The 15,883-nt window shown below is 20.9% G+C and carries 16 protein-coding genes, 1 tRNA gene and 1 pseudogene; 12 read left to right on the forward strand and 6 right to left on the reverse strand.

From position 1 onward, the window contains the following. Positions 1-53 precede the first annotated feature (53 nt). Genes nusB through H0H76_RS02060 form a run of 4 tightly spaced genes read left to right on the forward strand, consistent with a single transcriptional unit; the run spans position 54 to position 2,147 of the window. Positions 54-1,040, forward strand: coding sequence for a transcription antitermination factor NusB (gene nusB / locus H0H76_RS02045; RefSeq protein ID WP_185855385.1), 987 nt, complete (start codon positions 54-56; stop codon positions 1,038-1,040). Positions 1,041-1,100: 60 nt separating this feature from the next. After that, complete coding sequence (gene yajC / locus H0H76_RS02050) at positions 1,101-1,448, forward strand: preprotein translocase subunit YajC (RefSeq protein WP_185855386.1); 348 nt, start codon at positions 1,101-1,103, stop codon at positions 1,446-1,448. Next, entirely contained in the window at positions 1,442-2,053 is a 612-nt protein-coding gene (gene coaE / locus H0H76_RS02055) for a dephospho-CoA kinase (protein WP_185855387.1), read from the forward strand. Before yajC ends, coaE begins: the two co-directional genes overlap by 7 nt. Continuing rightward, complete coding sequence (locus tag H0H76_RS02060) at positions 2,046-2,147, forward strand: 30S ribosomal protein THX (protein ID WP_185855388.1); 102 nt, start codon at positions 2,046-2,048, stop codon at positions 2,145-2,147. The genes coaE and H0H76_RS02060 overlap by 8 nt, the downstream gene beginning before the upstream one ends. Positions 2,148-2,248: 101 nt before the next feature. On the opposite strand, the pseudogene H0H76_RS02885 reads toward H0H76_RS02060, so the two are convergent. Next, a pseudogene (locus H0H76_RS02885) lies at positions 2,249-2,857 on the reverse strand (zinc metallopeptidase); the annotation flags it as partial. A 97-nt stretch (positions 2,858-2,954) separates the two neighbouring features. On the opposite strand from H0H76_RS02885, the gene H0H76_RS02065 reads away from it, so the two are divergent. Beyond that, the gene (locus tag H0H76_RS02065; RefSeq protein WP_185855389.1) at positions 2,955-4,265 is read left to right on the forward strand and encodes an NAD(P)/FAD-dependent oxidoreductase; all 1,311 of its coding nucleotides are present in this window, start codon (positions 2,955-2,957) and stop codon (positions 4,263-4,265) included. Here H0H76_RS02065 and H0H76_RS02070 read toward each other — a convergent pair. The 3 genes from H0H76_RS02070 to H0H76_RS02890 are packed head-to-tail and all read right to left on the reverse strand — an operon-like array spanning position 4,242 to position 5,748. Next, positions 4,242-5,312, reverse strand: a complete 1,071-nt coding sequence (locus tag H0H76_RS02070; protein ID WP_185855390.1) for a chorismate-binding protein — start codon at positions 5,310-5,312, stop codon at positions 4,242-4,244. The two genes, H0H76_RS02065 and H0H76_RS02070, sit on opposite strands and share 24 nt — an antisense overlap. Before the next feature lie 6 nt (positions 5,313-5,318). After that, positions 5,319-5,519, reverse strand: a complete 201-nt coding sequence (locus H0H76_RS02905) for a PaaI family thioesterase (protein ID WP_394798732.1) — start codon at positions 5,517-5,519, stop codon at positions 5,319-5,321. Beyond that, positions 5,500-5,748: a hotdog fold thioesterase gene (locus tag H0H76_RS02890; RefSeq protein ID WP_238783862.1), complete on the reverse strand. Its 249-nt coding sequence runs from the start codon at positions 5,746-5,748 to the stop codon at positions 5,500-5,502. The genes H0H76_RS02905 and H0H76_RS02890 overlap by 20 nt, the downstream gene beginning before the upstream one ends. 67 nt (positions 5,749-5,815) lie before the next feature. Between H0H76_RS02890 and idi the strand changes: the two genes are divergently transcribed. From idi to miaA, 6 genes are all read left to right on the forward strand, one after another. Further along, positions 5,816-6,370 carry an isopentenyl-diphosphate Delta-isomerase gene (gene idi, locus H0H76_RS02080; RefSeq protein WP_185855391.1) on the forward strand — a complete coding sequence of 185 codons (555 nt, stop codon included), beginning with the start codon at positions 5,816-5,818 and terminating at the stop codon, positions 6,368-6,370. Positions 6,371-6,608: 238 nt separating this feature from the next. Continuing rightward, positions 6,609-7,709: a glycine cleavage system aminomethyltransferase GcvT gene (gcvT, locus tag H0H76_RS02085; RefSeq protein ID WP_185855392.1), complete on the forward strand. Its 1,101-nt coding sequence runs from the start codon at positions 6,609-6,611 to the stop codon at positions 7,707-7,709. A gap of 185 nt (positions 7,710-7,894) precedes the next feature. Then, on the forward strand, positions 7,895-9,133 hold the full coding sequence (locus tag H0H76_RS02090) for an MATE family efflux transporter (RefSeq protein ID WP_238783863.1): 1,239 nt from the start codon (positions 7,895-7,897) through the stop codon (positions 9,131-9,133). Positions 9,134-9,287: 154 nt separating this feature from the next. Continuing rightward, the gene (locus H0H76_RS02095; RefSeq protein WP_185855393.1) at positions 9,288-10,616 is read left to right on the forward strand and encodes a DEAD/DEAH box helicase; all 1,329 of its coding nucleotides are present in this window, start codon (positions 9,288-9,290) and stop codon (positions 10,614-10,616) included. A gap of 143 nt (positions 10,617-10,759) precedes the next feature. Further along, positions 10,760-11,848 (forward strand): chorismate synthase, encoded by a 1,089-nt coding sequence (aroC, locus tag H0H76_RS02100; protein ID WP_185855394.1) that lies wholly within the window; start codon positions 10,760-10,762, stop codon positions 11,846-11,848. Beyond that, positions 11,845-12,786, forward strand: a complete 942-nt coding sequence (miaA, locus tag H0H76_RS02105; protein ID WP_238783864.1) for a tRNA (adenosine(37)-N6)-dimethylallyltransferase MiaA — start codon at positions 11,845-11,847, stop codon at positions 12,784-12,786. The genes aroC and miaA overlap by 4 nt, the downstream gene beginning before the upstream one ends. Here miaA and H0H76_RS02110 read toward each other — a convergent pair. Both H0H76_RS02110 and H0H76_RS02115 read right to left on the reverse strand, forming a co-directional pair. Continuing rightward, positions 12,760-12,835: transfer RNA gene (locus tag H0H76_RS02110), tRNA-Val, on the reverse strand. The genes miaA and H0H76_RS02110 overlap by 27 nt on opposite strands. A gap of 32 nt (positions 12,836-12,867) precedes the next feature. Further along, complete coding sequence (locus tag H0H76_RS02115) at positions 12,868-14,115, reverse strand: bifunctional folylpolyglutamate synthase/dihydrofolate synthase (protein ID WP_185855395.1); 1,248 nt, start codon at positions 14,113-14,115, stop codon at positions 12,868-12,870. Positions 14,116-14,200: 85 nt separating this feature from the next. Between H0H76_RS02115 and glnS the strand changes: the two genes are divergently transcribed. Further along, positions 14,201-15,880, forward strand: a complete 1,680-nt coding sequence (gene glnS, locus H0H76_RS02120; RefSeq protein WP_185855795.1) for a glutamine--tRNA ligase — start codon at positions 14,201-14,203, stop codon at positions 15,878-15,880. Positions 15,881-15,883: the final 3 nt, after the last annotated feature.

Here is a 15,883-nt window from a genome sequence, read left to right on the forward strand (position 1 = left end):
AATTTTTTTTATTATATTTAAAAAGTTTTTTATTATATTAAAAAAAAATAATAATGTCAATTAGACGATACTTTAGAATAAAAAGTATGCAATTTTTATATGCTCAAAAACTATCTAAAGTAGATTTATATAAAGTTGAGTCTCTATTAATTAATAGTACTAAAAAATTAAGTGATTTGTATATTTATTTTCTTTGTTTAATTTTAAGGATCAGAAATCATGCTTTAAAATTATACGACGAATATAAACTTCGTTCTAAAAATAAAAATAAAGAAAATAATAATAATGAATTAAAAATAAATTTTATAAAAAATATTGCATACAATAATATAATAAAAATATTATCTACTAATGAAAGTTTAATAAAAGAATACAATTCTAAATCTAAAAAAGAATTATTTAAAAAACAAGATAAATGGATATTTTCTTTTTTAAAAGAAATGGAAAAGACAAACGAAAAAACAATATATTTTCATGAACTTATTTCTTCTTTTGAAGAAGAAAAAAAATTTATTATAAAATATTACAAATTTTTTTTTCTTTTTAATGATAATCTTATAGAATACTTAAACTTAGAAAAATCATGTTTTCTTAATGAAGAAAGTAACTTAGATGTTGCTCATAAAATGGTATGTGAAACTTTTTTTTTAATAAAAAAAACTGACAAAGATAAAGATAAATATAAAAATAATTATATATTATATAATACTAATAAAGAAAATAAAAAATTTTTTTTAAATTTATATAGGAACACAATTATTCATAAAGAAAAATTCAATAATATAATAAACAAAATATCTAATAATTGGAAAGTAAAAAGAATAGCAACTATAGATTTAATTATATTACAAATGGCTATTTGTGAATTTTTATATTTTCCAAATATTCCTCCAAAAGTTACTATGAATGAATATATAGAAATCACAAAAATATTTTGTATGGAAAAAAGCAAAATTTTTATTAATGGAATACTAGATCAAACATTAAAACTTTTACAAAAAGAAAATAAGATATTTAAAATAGGTAAAGGATTAATGTAATTAAATTAGAAATTATAATAACTATAATTATAAATTTCTAATTAAAAAATATTTTATTTTATGATTATAATTTTTTTTTCTTTATTATTACAACTACATCCTATTACAAATACTATTTGGATGTTTGCATTAATTTTTATCATATTCTACTTTTTTATGATACGACCTCAAATAAATAAACAAAAAATAGAAAAAAATTTTCAAGAAAATTTGAAAAAAGGAAGAAATATAGTAACTAATTCAGGGTTACATGGAAAAATTATAAATATTACAGATAATTTTTGTGTATTAGAAACAATATTAGGAAAAATAAAAATAGAAAAAAATACTATATCAAAAGATTCAACAAAACTTCGTTATGGTTATGAATGGGAGGAAGAAAAAAAAAATAATCTAAAAAAATGTTAGTAGGAATTACAGGTAAAATAGGATCAGGTAAAAGTCTATTATCTTCATTTTTTAAAAAAAAAGGAATACCAATTTATTCATCAGATAATAGATCTAAAATTTTAATGAACAAAATAAGTTTTATAAAAAATAAAATAATAAAATATTTTGGAAAAGATTCTTATAAGAATGAAAAAGTAAATAAAAACTATTTATCTAATATTATATTTAATAATTATTTTGCATTAAAATTAATGTGTAAAATCGTCCATCCTTGGATTAATTTAGATTTTAAAAAATGGATTTATACTATTTCAAAAAAAAAAAAAAATATATTATATGCAATAAAAGAATCAGCTATTTTATTTGAAAGTGGAAGTTATAAAAAATGTGATACTATAATAACGACTATATCTCCTATGGAAAACATGATAAAAAGAGTTATGAAAAGAGATAATATAACGTATATTGATATTATTAACCGATTAAAAAATCAAATTTCTAATAAAAAAAGAAAAAAAAAATCTAATATTATAATTTATAATTATTCATCTAAAATAGATTTACAAGAAAAAGCAGAATTAATACACAATATGATAGTAAAAAAAATTAAAAAATATGGGTAAAGGAGATAAAAAAACTAGAAGAGGAAAAATAATAAATAAAACTTATGGAAAACTTAGACCTAAACAGAAAAACAAAAAAAAGAAAAAAAAATAATTTAGGAATCTCCTTCTTTTGTTTTTTATTTTTTCTGTAAAAAAAGAAAAAATGTATAAAAATTGTACAGAAGAATAAATTAAAGATAAAATATAAGTAAAAATAGCTAACTTAAAATATCTTTTTATTTTATAAAAGTCTTTATAATAAATTACATGTTGATTTCTAATCCATTTTATTGCTCTTTTATTTGCATCTAATTCTATAGAAAATGTAATAAATAAAAATATAATGTTAATGAAAAATAAAAACATTCCAGTCTTAAGTAAAAGTGAATATTTTCCATTACTACCATAAAATAATAAGATTCCAATTATCATTATAATATTTGTTGCTATAGAACAAAAATTTAAAATAAAAACTAATGCGTTTCTAATTTTTAACAAAGTATAATTAAAATTATGTTGCAATGCATGTGAAGTTTCATGTGCAGCAATAGCAATAGATATTATATCTTTATTATTAAATACATTCTCACTCAAGTTAATAGTTTTATCTAATGGATTATAATGATCTGTATATTTTCCTTTTATTGATAAAACATTTACATTACGTATTCCAAAATCAAATAATATTTTTTCAGAGACTTCTTTCCCACTTATATTAGAGTAAAATTTAGATTGAGAATAATCCATTAATTTTTTTCTAAGATATCTGTTAAGAACAAAATTTACTAAAAAAAATATTAATATAATTAAATAGTAATTCATCCAAAAATGTATTTCACCGCCCAAGAAAACTACCAAATTAATTTATCATTATAACTGAAAATATACATAAATTAGACTGTGAATCAAATTTATAACCATGAACATACCAAAAACAAAAAAGTTAAAAAGAGTTGTTGTTATTGGGGCAGGATTTGCAGGATTACAGGTAGCAAAAAAACTAAGAAAAGATAAGTTTCAGGTTATTCTTATAGATAAAAATAATTATCATACATTTCAACCATTATTATATCAAGTTGCTACAGCTGGATTAGAACCTGATTCAATAGCACATTCAATTAGAAACATTATAAAAAACACAAAAAATTTCTTCTTTAGATTAGCAAATGTTATTTCAATAAATATAAATGAACAAAAAATTTATACTAATGTTGGTAATTTATATTATGATTATCTAATTGTAGCTACAGGATCTATTACAAATTATTTTGGAAATAAAAACATAGAATTATATTCATTTCCAATGAAAACTATTCCAGAGGCATTGAATATAAGAAGCCTTATCCTTCAGAATTTTGAATCTGCACTATTAGTAAAAAATATTAAGGAAAAACAAAGACTTATGACTTTTGTAATTGTAGGTGGAGGACCTACAGGAGTAGAATTAGCAGGAGCATTAGCTGAAATGAAAAAATACGTGTTACCATCTGATTACCCAGATCTAGATATTCAACTTATGGAAATTTACTTATTACAAGCTTCTGAAAGATTACTGGACGGAATGTCTAAAGAATCTGCAAAACAAGCTTATAAAAATTTAGAGAAACTAGGTGTAAAAATTTGGTTAAATTGTTTAGTTAAAAATTATGATGGTGAAATAGTTTTTACGGAAAAAAAAACCGAAATAATAACTTATAATGTTATTTGGACTGCTGGAGTTAAAGGATCTATTATAAATGGTTTTTCTAAAGAAGATATAAAAGGAAATAGAATTCTAGTAAATACCTATCTTCAAACCATAAATTATAGTAATATTTTTGCTATAGGAGATGTAGCATATATGAAAATGAATGAAAAATATCCTAATGGACATCCTATGACAGCACAACCTGCCATGCAACAAGGAATTTATTTAGCAAATAATTTCAATAATGTAAATTTTTTTTCTAATAAAAAAAATATTCTTCCTTTTATTTATAAAAATTTTGGTTCTATGGCAACTATTGGAAGAAATAAAGCCGTATGTGATTTTACTTTTTTTAAATTAAAAGGATCTTTAGCATGGATAACTTGGATGTTTGTTCATTTAGTTAGTTTAGTAGGATTTAGAAACAGAGTAATAGCTTTAACAAATTGGATAATACAATACTTTAATTATCATAAAAGTGTACGATTAATTATCAGACCTTTTAAAAGAAAAAAAAAATCACCTAAAAAAAAATTTGGATAAAATACTTTTTATTTTATTTTCTGTCTCTATATATTCTTTTATAACACTGCTTTTTGCAGTTACCCCACTTCCTGCATAAAATATTATTTTTTTACTTGTAATAATTTTTGCACATCTTAAATTTATATATAATTCCATATCCATGTTTTTTTTATTTCCTATTCCTATAATTCCAGTATAAAAACTTCTATTATATTTTTCATTCATTTTAATATACTCTAGTGATTTAATTTTTGGATAGCCACATATAGAAGGAGTAGGATGTAATTTTTTTAATATTTTATAAAAATTAGGTTTCTTAAAAAAAGAAAAAGTTATAACAGTCTTTAAATGTTTTAAATTTCCTATTTTTATTGATTGTGTATTTTCTACATTTAGAATCCCTCTATAATTATAATATTTTCTAAAAAAAAAAACAATATATTTAACTACAATATTGTGTTCTTCTATTTCCTTTATTGTCCACTTATTTGATTCTAAACAATTTATAGTCCCAGCTAATGCTTCAGTTATAATTTTTTTACCTACACATTTCATTAATAATTCTGGAGTACTTCCTATCCAAATTCCAAAATTAACATCATACCAAATACTTGTTAAAGTATTTGGATAAGAAAAAATTAACTTTTCAAAAGTTTCTTTAAAAGAAAAATTTTTAAATGGAATTTCTATATATCTAGATAGAACTACTTTTTCAAAAGATTGTATTTTTATTATATGTTTTATTGCATTTTCAAGTATCTTTTTGTATTTATAAGAATTATAAATTAAATGTGAATTTTTTTCCTGTTTCTCTAATAAATATAATGTGTTATATTGTATATCAATATAATAAATTTTTTCCGGAATAATTTCTATTGTAAAATTATTATAAAAATCTTGTATAAAAAAAAAGTTACTATATTTTTTTATTTTATATTTTTTACAATGAGAATAAAAAAATATCTTATTATCATTTGGCATTCTAAAAACTACAAAACTATTGTTATTATAATAATTTTTAATTATTTTTTTATATAAAGAAAATGCATTTATTTTTATTGACATATTTATTTATTTTCTTATTATTATATTTGTCATCTTACAAAAACTTATGCTTTCATCTTTCTTATTAAAGATATGTATTCTAATAAAATGTATTGTTTTTCCTTTATGAAGTATTTTAGCTTTTGCAAATAAAGTACCATTCTTAACATACTTAATATTATTTACAGATATTTCAATATTAAAAACACTAATTTTTTTTTTTTTTATATCTTTTTAAATTTAAAAGTGATAATGAAGACCCTACACTTTCAGCTAAAGTTGCAGTTGCTCCACCATGTAAATATCCAAATGGTTGTAGAATTTTTTTAGTTACAGGCATTTTTGCTATTAAAACATCTAATTTATTAGATAAATAAATAAATTTTATTTGCATACTATCTAAAAAAGTATATTTTCCTATTTTATTTAACTCAAATAAAATATTTTTTACTTTCATAATTTTTTTTATTTTGATATTTTTAAATTTATAAAAACTTATTTACTTAAACTTATAGTAACCCGTTATGTTGTATCCTATAACTATAAATGAAAAACATGAAGAAGATAATGATCTTATTCCTATAATTAATGAAAAAAAAGAAATTATTGGATTTGAAAAAAAAGAAATAATACACAAAAAAGGATTATTGCATAAAGCAGTTTCTATCTTCATATTCAATATGAAAAATCATTTAATGTTACAAAAAAGATCTGAAAAAAAAAATCATTCTTCTTTATTGTGGACTAATACATGTTGTAGTCATCCAATAAAAAATGAACCTGTAATTAATGCTGCACATCGTTGTTTAATAAATGAAATGGGATTCGATTGTTTTCTAGAGCAAAAATTCTGTTTTATATATAATAATTCTTTTAATAATGGATTAATAGAGAATGAATTAGATTATGTATTTGTAGGTTATTACAATAAATTTCCAATTATAAATTCAGAAGAAGTTAATAATTGGAAATGGATATCATGGGATTCTTTAATTAAAAGTATAAAATCACATCCAAATATATATACAGTATGGTTAAAAATAATTATAAAAAACCATTTTAAGAAATTATTTAAATAAATATTATGTATTATGAAAGTAACTATAAGTATAAAAATTTATTTTAGTTCTTACAATAAACTATAAACTATACAATAAAAATTGATAAAAAAATATATAAGTTTTTTTAAAGAATTTTCTTATATTCTATGGTAAATAGTTATATTTTTACCATAGAAAAAAATAAAACAAAATATTTTATATAATATAGATTTAAAAATAACTTTGTATGAAAAAAGAGATAATTTTGTAGAATATAATGGAACAAAATAATTTAAAAAAAACTACTTTATACAAAAAACATGTTGAATTAGGAGCTAAAATGTGTGAATTTTCCGGATTCTTAATGCCTCTATACTATTCATCATCTGTAAATGAACATCTTTCTGTAAGAAAAAATGCTGGGATATTTGATGTAAGTCATATGGGAAAATTAGTTTTAAAAGGTAAACAATCAAAAAAATTGATTCAATACTTAACAACTAATGATATATCTACAATAAAAACAGGACAGGCACAATATACTTGTCTAATTAATAAAAATGGAGGAATAATTGATGATCTGGTAATTTACAAAATTAATGAAGAAGAATTTTTATTAATAGTTAATGCAATTAACATTGAAAAAAATAAAATCTGGATAAATGATCACATAAAAAAATATCAAAAAATTGATCTAATAGATTTTTCTCAAGAATACTCTTTGTTATCTATACAAGGGCCATTATCTTTTTATTATCTTAAAAACATAACAAAAATACATTTACATAAAATTTCTTACTACCATTTTACAATAGGAGAAATGTTTGGAATAAAAAATGTTCTAATATCTCGTACTGGATATACAGGGTCTCTAATAGGTATAGAAATTTATATTCCTAATAAAAATGTAGAAAAATTATGGAACAATATTTTGGAAATAGGTAATGAAAAAATTATTCCTTGTGGAATTTCTAGTAGAAATACTTTAAGATTAGAAATGGGATATCGTTTATATGGAAAAGAAATTTCTGAAACTATTTCACCTATAGAATCTGGATTATCTTGGATTGTAAAATTTAATAAAGAATTTATTGCAAAAAATATTTTAAAAAAACAAAAAATAAACAGAAATCATAAAAAATTTATATCTTTTTATATAAAAGAAGGTAGAATTATCCCTAGAGAAGGATATTTATTAATAAATAACGAAGGAAATGAAATTGGATATGTTACATCTGGTGGATATTCCCCAATATTAAAAAAAGGAATAGGATTAGGATATATGTTACAAGATATACAAACAAATCATATTTTTTTGGAAATAAGAAAAAAAAAATTACCTGTTATAAAAAAAAAATTACCATTTATTAAAATATAATTCATTAAAATATAAATAAACAAATATTTATTTTTTTTCATTATCTATATAAATTATTAAAAAAAAATTTTTTTATCAAAAAAAGAATAACATACATACAACATTTAAAAAAAAACTTTCTGTTAGCTATTCCTATTTTTTTTTCTCAATTAGGGATAATTTCTGTAAATTTTTTTGATAATATAATGGTAGGTAATCTAGGAGATAAAGCCTTAGCTTCAACATCATTAGCTAATTCTATATTTTTTATATTGATAATTTTTGGATTAGGAATATCTAATGCAATTTCATCTTTAATAGCATCTGTAGATGCTAAGAAAAAATATAAAGAAGGATATATAATTTTTTATCATGGATTTATATTGAACTTATTTTTATCTATATTAATGTATGGACTAATCCATGTTTTCTTTTATATATTTCCATATTTAGGTCAGCCTAAAGAAATTTTAAACAATACTACTTCTTTTTTAAGAGTTATTGCTATTTCTTTTATTCCATGGATGTTATTCGAAGTTTTTAGAAAATTTTCAGAAGGTATATCTTTAACATATCCAAGTTTAATAATAACATGGAGTTCATCTATTATAAATGTACTGTTAAATTATATATTTATACATGGAAGTTTTGGTTTTCCAAAATTAGGACTTGTAGGTGTTGCTTATTCTACATTAATATCTCGTATTATAATGTTAATAGGTATTTTTATACTATTACAAAAAAATAAAAAAATAAAAAATTATTATAATTATTATAAATTAATTTTTCTTAAAAAAAAATATTTTTACAAAATATTAAAAATTGGGATACCCTCTGGATTACATACATTTTTCGAAATAAGTACATTTGCAATTTCTTCTTTTATATCAGGAAAATGTGGAGTAAAAGTATTAGCTGCACATCAAATAGTAATAAATTTAGCTTCATCAACTTATCTACTTATTGCTGGTCTTTCTATTACAGCAACAATTAGAATGAGTTCTCAACTATCCTTAAAAAATTATTCTGAACTCAGAATTATTGGAAATTCTATTTTTTATATGGGTATTATATTCATGTTTATATGCAGTTTATTATTTATTATTTTTAAGGAACAAATTCCTTATATATATATGAAAAATGATAATGAAGTTTTTTATATAGCAAAAAAAATGATTGTCATTGCTAGTGTATTTCAAATATTTGATGGATTACAGGGAATAATTTTAGGAGCATTAAGAGGCTTACAAGATGTAAAAATACCAATGTATATTAGTTTTTTTTCATATTGGATTATTTCTTTACCAACATCTTGGTATTTATCAAAAAAAATAGGGGGAGTAGGCGTTTGGATAGGATTAGGTATAGGTATTGTAATTTCAGCAGTTTTGCTGTTTATTAGATATAATTTTGTAATGAATAATTTAATAAAAAAAAATAATTAAAATATCTAATACATAATAATTTAAAATGAAAAAATAATTTATATGATAATTGATAAAATAGATATTTACATTTATATTGTGTTTATTTTATGTATTCATTATAAAAATGTAAAGTGGTAATATACAATATATTATATTTATTATAATTCATTTTATGAAAATTAAAAAAACATTTAAAGAATATAATTTTTTTAACAATAATATTGTTAAAGCATTAAAGTTAATGGGATTTATATATCCTACTACTATTCAAAAAAAAGTAATATCTTTCTTATTATCTTCAAAAAAAGACATAATTGCTTTATCTCAAACCGGAACTGGAAAAACTGCAGCTTTTGGTCTACCTATAATTCAAAATATTAATTACGAATTAAAAAATCCTCAAGCTTTAATTTTATGCCCAACAAGAGAACTTTGTATGCAAATTACAAATGATCTTATTTTATTCTCAAAATTTTTATCATATATTAAAATAATTTCTTTATATGGAGGAGTAAGTTTAGATAGTCAAATTATAGCACTTAGAAAAAAAAATCATGTTATTGTAGGAACTCCTGGAAGAATTTTAGATCTAATAAGGAGAAAAAAATTACATTTTTTTGATGTAAAATACTTAGTGCTTGATGAAGCAGATGAAATGGTAAGTATGGGTTTTAAAGAGACATTAGATTATATAATAAAAGAATTACCAAAAAAAAAACAAAGTTTATTATTTTCTGCGACAATGTCTAAACACATTGAAAAAATTGCTAGAAAATATTTAATAGACCCTGAAAAAATAATTTCTGACAAAAAAAATATTATATGTGATGATATAAAACATATTTATTACATAGTAAATGGATTAAACAAAAAATATTCCGTTTTAAGGAGAATTGTAGATATAAATCCTGAAATTTATGGAATTATATTTTGCAGGACTAGAAAAATAACTAAAATGATAACTGAATTCTTAATAAAAGACGGGTACAATGCAGATGCTATACATGGGGATCTATCTCAGGCTCAAAGAGGTAATGTAATGCAAAAATTTAGAAATAAAAATTTACAATTTTTAGTAGCAACAGATGTTGCATCTAGAGGCTTAGATATCAACAATATTACACATATTATAAATTATAATATTCCTAAAGAAAGTGAAATTTATATACATAGAAGTGGTAGAACTGGGAGAGCAGGAAAAAGAGGTATATCTGTATGCATAATAAATAATAAAGAGAAAAAAAAATTAAAAGAATTTGAAAAAAAAATTGGTAAATATTTTCATTATATAATGGTTCCTACAGGTAAAGATATATTTGAAAAACAATTACTACATTTTGTTAGAAAAATAAAAGAAGTTATTGTAAAAGATGAAGATATAAAAAAAATTCTTCCTAAAATACAAAAAAAATTGAAATATATTGATAAAAATGAATTAATAAAACGTCTATCATATATAGAATTTAGTCGTTTAATTAATTACTATAAAAATTATAATTAAAAATAATTTTACTTATTTTTAATAAAAGTAGTATAATATAAAAATGACTTAATTTTTAAGTAATAATAAATTTTTTTTGTACTGTATTATACTATACACACTATTAATTATTTTTATTATGGAAAATAAAACATTTTATATGTATGTCAGGAAATATTTTTGGAAATTTATTTAGAGTAATTACTTTTGGAGAAAGTCATGGAATGGCTTTAGGTGGGGTTATTGATGGATGTCCAGCAGGAGTTAAACTAAATATGGAAGAAATACAATATGAATTAAATAGAAGAAAACCCGGTCAGTCATCTATTGTAACACAAAGAAAAGAATTTGATAAAGTAGATTTTTTATCTGGAATTTTTGAAAATAAAACTACTGGAACTCCAATTGGTTTTATTATTAGAAACAAAGATCAAAAGTCTGACGATTATTTACATATTAAAAATTCTTATAGACCTTCTCATTCAGATTTTACTTATGAAAAAAAATATGGTATAAGAGATTATAGAGGTGGAGGAAGATCTTCTGCAAGAGAAACAGTATGCAGAGTTGTTGCAGGTTCTATAGCAAAACAATTAATGAAAAATGTAAAAATTATATCTTACGTTTCCAGTGTAGGAGATATTTCAATAAATAAACCTTATGATAAATTAGATTTATCTAGAGAATCTATAGAAAATAGTCCAGTTAGATGTCCTGATCCTAATATATCTAAAATGATGATATCTAAAATAAAAAAAATAAAGAATCAAGGAGATACAATAGGTGGGACAATTACTTGTATTATTAAAAATCTTCCAATAGGAATAGGAGAACCAGTTTTTAACAAACTTCATGCTGAATTGGGAAAAGCAATGCTATCAATTAACGCGGTTAAAGGTTTTGAGTATGGTAGTGGATTTTATGGGACTAAATTAGTTGGATCTAAACATAATGATTTATTTAATTCAGATGAAACAACTAAAACAAATTTATCTGGAGGAATACAAGGTGGAATATCAAATGGAATGGATATTTATTTTAAAATAGCTTTTAAACCTGTAGCAACAATAATGAAAAAACAAAAAACAATAGATAAAAATGGAAATTTTATTTTTATAATAGGAAAAGGCAGACATGATCCTTGTGTATTACCACGAGCTATTCCAATAGTTGAATCTATGGCCGCTTTAGTATTAGTAGACTATTGGATGTACGCAAAATTATCCAAATATTCATCATTTATACATATTTGAAAAAAAAACTTATTATTCTTATATTGGGGCCTACTTGTGTAGGAAAAACATTATTATCAATTTTTTTAGCTAAAAAATTAAATACTGAAATATTATCTATTGATTCTAGACAATTTTATAGAGAATTAAAGATAGGGAGTGGAATGCCAACAAAAACAGAACTAAATACAATTCCTCATCACTTTATAGGACATTTATGTCTACATAAAAATTATAATGCAAAATTATTTGAAGTAGATTTCTATAAAAAAATTTCAAATTTATTTATAAAATATTCAGTATTAATAGCTGTAGGAGGTTCAAGTTTATATGAAAAATCTATAACAGTAGGGTTATCAGAAATACCTAAAATTGATACTACAATAATAAAAAAAGATTTAATTTTTAATTTTAAAAAATTTGGAATTGAATTTTTACAAAAAGAATTTGAAAAAATAAGAACAAAAAATGATGTAATTGATATAAAAAATCCAAGACGTTTAATACGTTATTTAGAAATATTTAAATCTACTGGGAAAAATCCATCTTTTTTCTTCAAAAAAAAAATTAAAGAAAGATTTTTTAAAATTTTAAAAATTGGAATTTATTTATCAAAAAAAGAACATTTTATTAGAATAGATAATAGAGTAAATAATATGATAAAACAAGGAATAATAGACGAAGCTATTCGTTTTTATCATTTTAGACATTTAAATAGTTTACAAACTATAGGTTATAAAGAATTATTTTCTTTTTTTAGTAAAAAAAAAGAGTATATAAATTTACAATTTACTATAGAAAAAATTAAAATAAATACTAGAAAATATGTAAAAAAACAAATTACATGGTATAAAAAAAGTAATGATATAAAATGGTTTTATACAGAAAATAAAAATGAAATATTAGATTTTATACTAAAAAAAATAGAAAAATGGGCAATACTGGATTTGAACCAGTGACCTCCTGCTTGTAAAACAGATGCTCTAAACCTAGCTGAGCTAATTGCCCAATCTTCAAATTTAATAAAAAAAATAATTTAATTATAATAATAATACTTCAGATACAACGAAAGTACTTCCGCACACCAAAATAAAATCGTTTTCTCCAGCTTTTTTTTTAGCATATAAAAATGCTTTTTTTGTAGATTTATAATAATTTATACAATAATCATTGTATAGTAATGAATCTTTAATTATTATTTTCAAATCATTTATAGGATATTTTCTATCTATATTTGGTTCACAAAAATAAAAACAAGATTTTTTAGGAAAATATTTTAACATATTCATTATTCTCTTACCTTTTACAAAACCTAAAACTATATGTAATTTTTTATATATTTCTTTTCTAATTTGTAAGTTTATCATTTGTATTCCTTCTTCATTGTGTGCTATATCACAAATAATTTTTGGATTTTTTTTTTTCAATATTTGCCATCTTCCTCTAAAATTTGTATTTTTTATCACATTTTTTAAACCTTTTTTAATTGAATAATTAGAAATAAATATATTTTTTCTTATATGTAATATTCTTACAATATTTAAAACTGTATTTTTATTTAAATATTGATATTTTGTTTTAAAAGGAATTTTATATTCAACATCATATATATTTTTTTTTGAAAAATAAACTGGAGCGTTTTTTTTAAAAGCTTTTTTAAGAAAAAAAAATTTTATATTTTTTTCTATTTTTCTTCCAATTAAAATTGGAATATTATTTTTTATAATACCTGATTTTTCGTAAGCAATTCTATATTTACTTTTTCCAAGAATATCAGTATGATCTAAATTTACACTAGTAATTACAGATAATTCTGGAATAATAATATTTGTAGAATCCAATCTACCACCTAGGCCTACTTCAATTATTGCTATATTAACCTTTTTTTCTTTAAAATATTGAAAAGCTAAAGCAGTATTCATTTCAAAAAATGAAATTTTTTCTTTTTCTATAAATTCGTAATTTTTTTCAATGAAATCTATTATAAAATTTTTTTCTATTAATATTCCATTGCATCTTATTCTTTCTCTAAAATCAATTAAATGAGGAGAAGTAAACAGTCCAGTTATAAATTTTTCTTCTTGAAAAATAGAAGACAACATATGTGATGTAGATCCTTTTCCATTAGTACCTCCTATATGAATGCTAGTAAAAAAATTCTGTGGATTACCTAAATAAGAACAAAATTTTTTTATTCTTTCTAATCCTGGTTTATATGATTTTTTTCCAATGTTTTGATAAATAGATAAACGTCTAAATATCCATTTTATAACTTCTGAATAATTCAATTTATATCAATTAAAATAAAAATATAATAAAAAATACTATTTTAAAAAAAATAACTATATTTAGTATTATTTTAATTTTACATTTATTAAAATTAAATCAAATTTAAATTTTATTGAAAAGATTATAGAGAAAGAAATAAATAATGGATTTCCTATAAAAAAAATTAAATTCCGTTTTCCTCCTGAACCAAATGGTTATTTACATATAGGACATATTAAGGCTATATGTTTAAATTTTGAATTAGGTAAAAAGTATAATGCTCCAGTAAATCTAAGATTTGATGATACTAATCCTACTACTGAAAATGATAAGTATGTAAGATCTATAAAAAATGATATTTTATTTTTGGGATTTAAATGGAATAAAGAAAGTTATGCTTCTGATTATTTTGCTATACTTTATAAATTTGCTATAGAGTTAATAAAAAAAGGTTTTGCATATATAGATAATCAATCTAAATACATAATACAATCACAAAGAAAAACTTCTTTTGAAATTGGAATAAACAGCATTAATAGAAATAGATCAATAGATGAAAATATAAAACTCTTTGAAAAAATGAAAAATGGGTTTTTCAAAGAAGGTACATGTGTTTTAAGAGCTAAAATAAATATGAATTCCTCTAATATGAATATGAGAGATCCAATTATGTATAGAATTTTATATAAAAAACATCATAAAACTGGGTCTAAATGGTGTATTTATCCTACTTATGATTGGACACATGGACAATGTGATTATATAGAACAAATATCTCATTCTTTATGTTCATTAGAATTTGAAAATAAAAAACCATTATATAATTGGTTTTTAGACAAAATTCCTTATAATAAAAAAAAAATAAAACCAAAGCAAATAGAGTTTTCAAGATTAAACATAAGTAATACAATAACAAGTAAAAGAAAAATTAAATATTTAATAGAAAAAAATATTATTGAATCATGGGATGATCCCAGAATATTAACAATACAAGGATTACGTAAAAAAGGATATACATCTAATTCTTTAAAAAATTTCATTCATAAAATAGGTATAACAAAAAGAAATAATATTATTGATACATCTTCATTAGAATATTATATAAGAAAAGATTTAAATAAAATATCTAGTAGATTAATGGTCGTTTTACATCCAATAAAATTAATTATAGATAATTACCCTTCAGATAATGTAGAATGGATAAAAATTAAAAATAATCCGGAAGATCCACATTCAAAATATAGAAAAGTTCCATTTTCAAAAACTTTATATATTGAAAAAACTGATTTTATAGAAAAAATAAACGAAAAAAATTTTTTTCGTTTATACATTGGAAATAAAGTTAGATTAAAAGGAGCATATATAATAAAAGCTAATTTAGTTAAAAAAGATTATAAAGGAAAAATAAAAGAAATACATTGTATATATTATCCCGATAGTAAATCGGGAACAAAAAAAATAGTTAATAAAAAAATGATAGTTAAAAGTACTTTGCATTGGGTCTCAACTAAATATTATTTTCCTGTAGAAGTAAATTTATATGACATATTGTTTTTAAAAAATGAAAATAATATTAATGATAAAAATAATTTCTATAAATATATTAATCCAAAATCAAAAAATAAAATAATAGCTAAAGCTGAACCCCATATAAAAGAATCAAAAGTAGGAGATCATTTACAATTTCAAAGAATAGGATATTTTTATGTGGAAAAAATATATAAAAATAAAATTATTGTAAATGAAACAGTATCTATTAAAAATAAGTGGAATAAAAATAAATAAGTA

The sequence above is a fragment of the Blattabacterium cuenoti genome (assembly GCF_014251275.1).
Classification (GTDB): domain Bacteria; phylum Bacteroidota; class Bacteroidia; order Flavobacteriales; family Blattabacteriaceae; genus Blattabacterium; species Blattabacterium cuenoti_AG.

Coding starts and splice junctions, on each gene's coding strand:
- nusB (WP_185855385.1), top strand. CDS start 54: ATGTCAATTAGACGATACTTTAGAATAAAAAGTATGCAATTTTTATAT.
- yajC (WP_185855386.1), top strand. CDS start 1,101: ATGATTATAATTTTTTTTTCTTTATTATTACAACTACATCCTATTACA.
- coaE (WP_185855387.1), top strand. CDS start 1,442: ATGTTAGTAGGAATTACAGGTAAAATAGGATCAGGTAAAAGTCTATTA.
- H0H76_RS02060 (WP_185855388.1), top strand. CDS start 2,046: ATGGGTAAAGGAGATAAAAAAACTAGAAGAGGAAAAATAATAAATAAA.
- H0H76_RS02065 (WP_185855389.1), top strand. CDS start 2,955: ATGAACATACCAAAAACAAAAAAGTTAAAAAGAGTTGTTGTTATTGGG.
- H0H76_RS02070 (WP_185855390.1), bottom strand. CDS start 5,312: ATGTCAATAAAAATAAATGCATTTTCTTTATATAAAAAAATAATTAAA.
- H0H76_RS02890 (WP_238783862.1), bottom strand. CDS start 5,748: ATGAAAGTAAAAAATATTTTATTTGAGTTAAATAAAATAGGAAAATAT.
- idi (WP_185855391.1), top strand. CDS start 5,816: ATGTTGTATCCTATAACTATAAATGAAAAACATGAAGAAGATAATGAT.
- gcvT (WP_185855392.1), top strand. CDS start 6,609: ATGGAACAAAATAATTTAAAAAAAACTACTTTATACAAAAAACATGTT.
- H0H76_RS02090 (WP_238783863.1), top strand. CDS start 7,895: ATGGTAGGTAATCTAGGAGATAAAGCCTTAGCTTCAACATCATTAGCT.
- H0H76_RS02095 (WP_185855393.1), top strand. CDS start 9,288: ATGAAAATTAAAAAAACATTTAAAGAATATAATTTTTTTAACAATAAT.
- aroC (WP_185855394.1), top strand. CDS start 10,760: ATGTCAGGAAATATTTTTGGAAATTTATTTAGAGTAATTACTTTTGGA.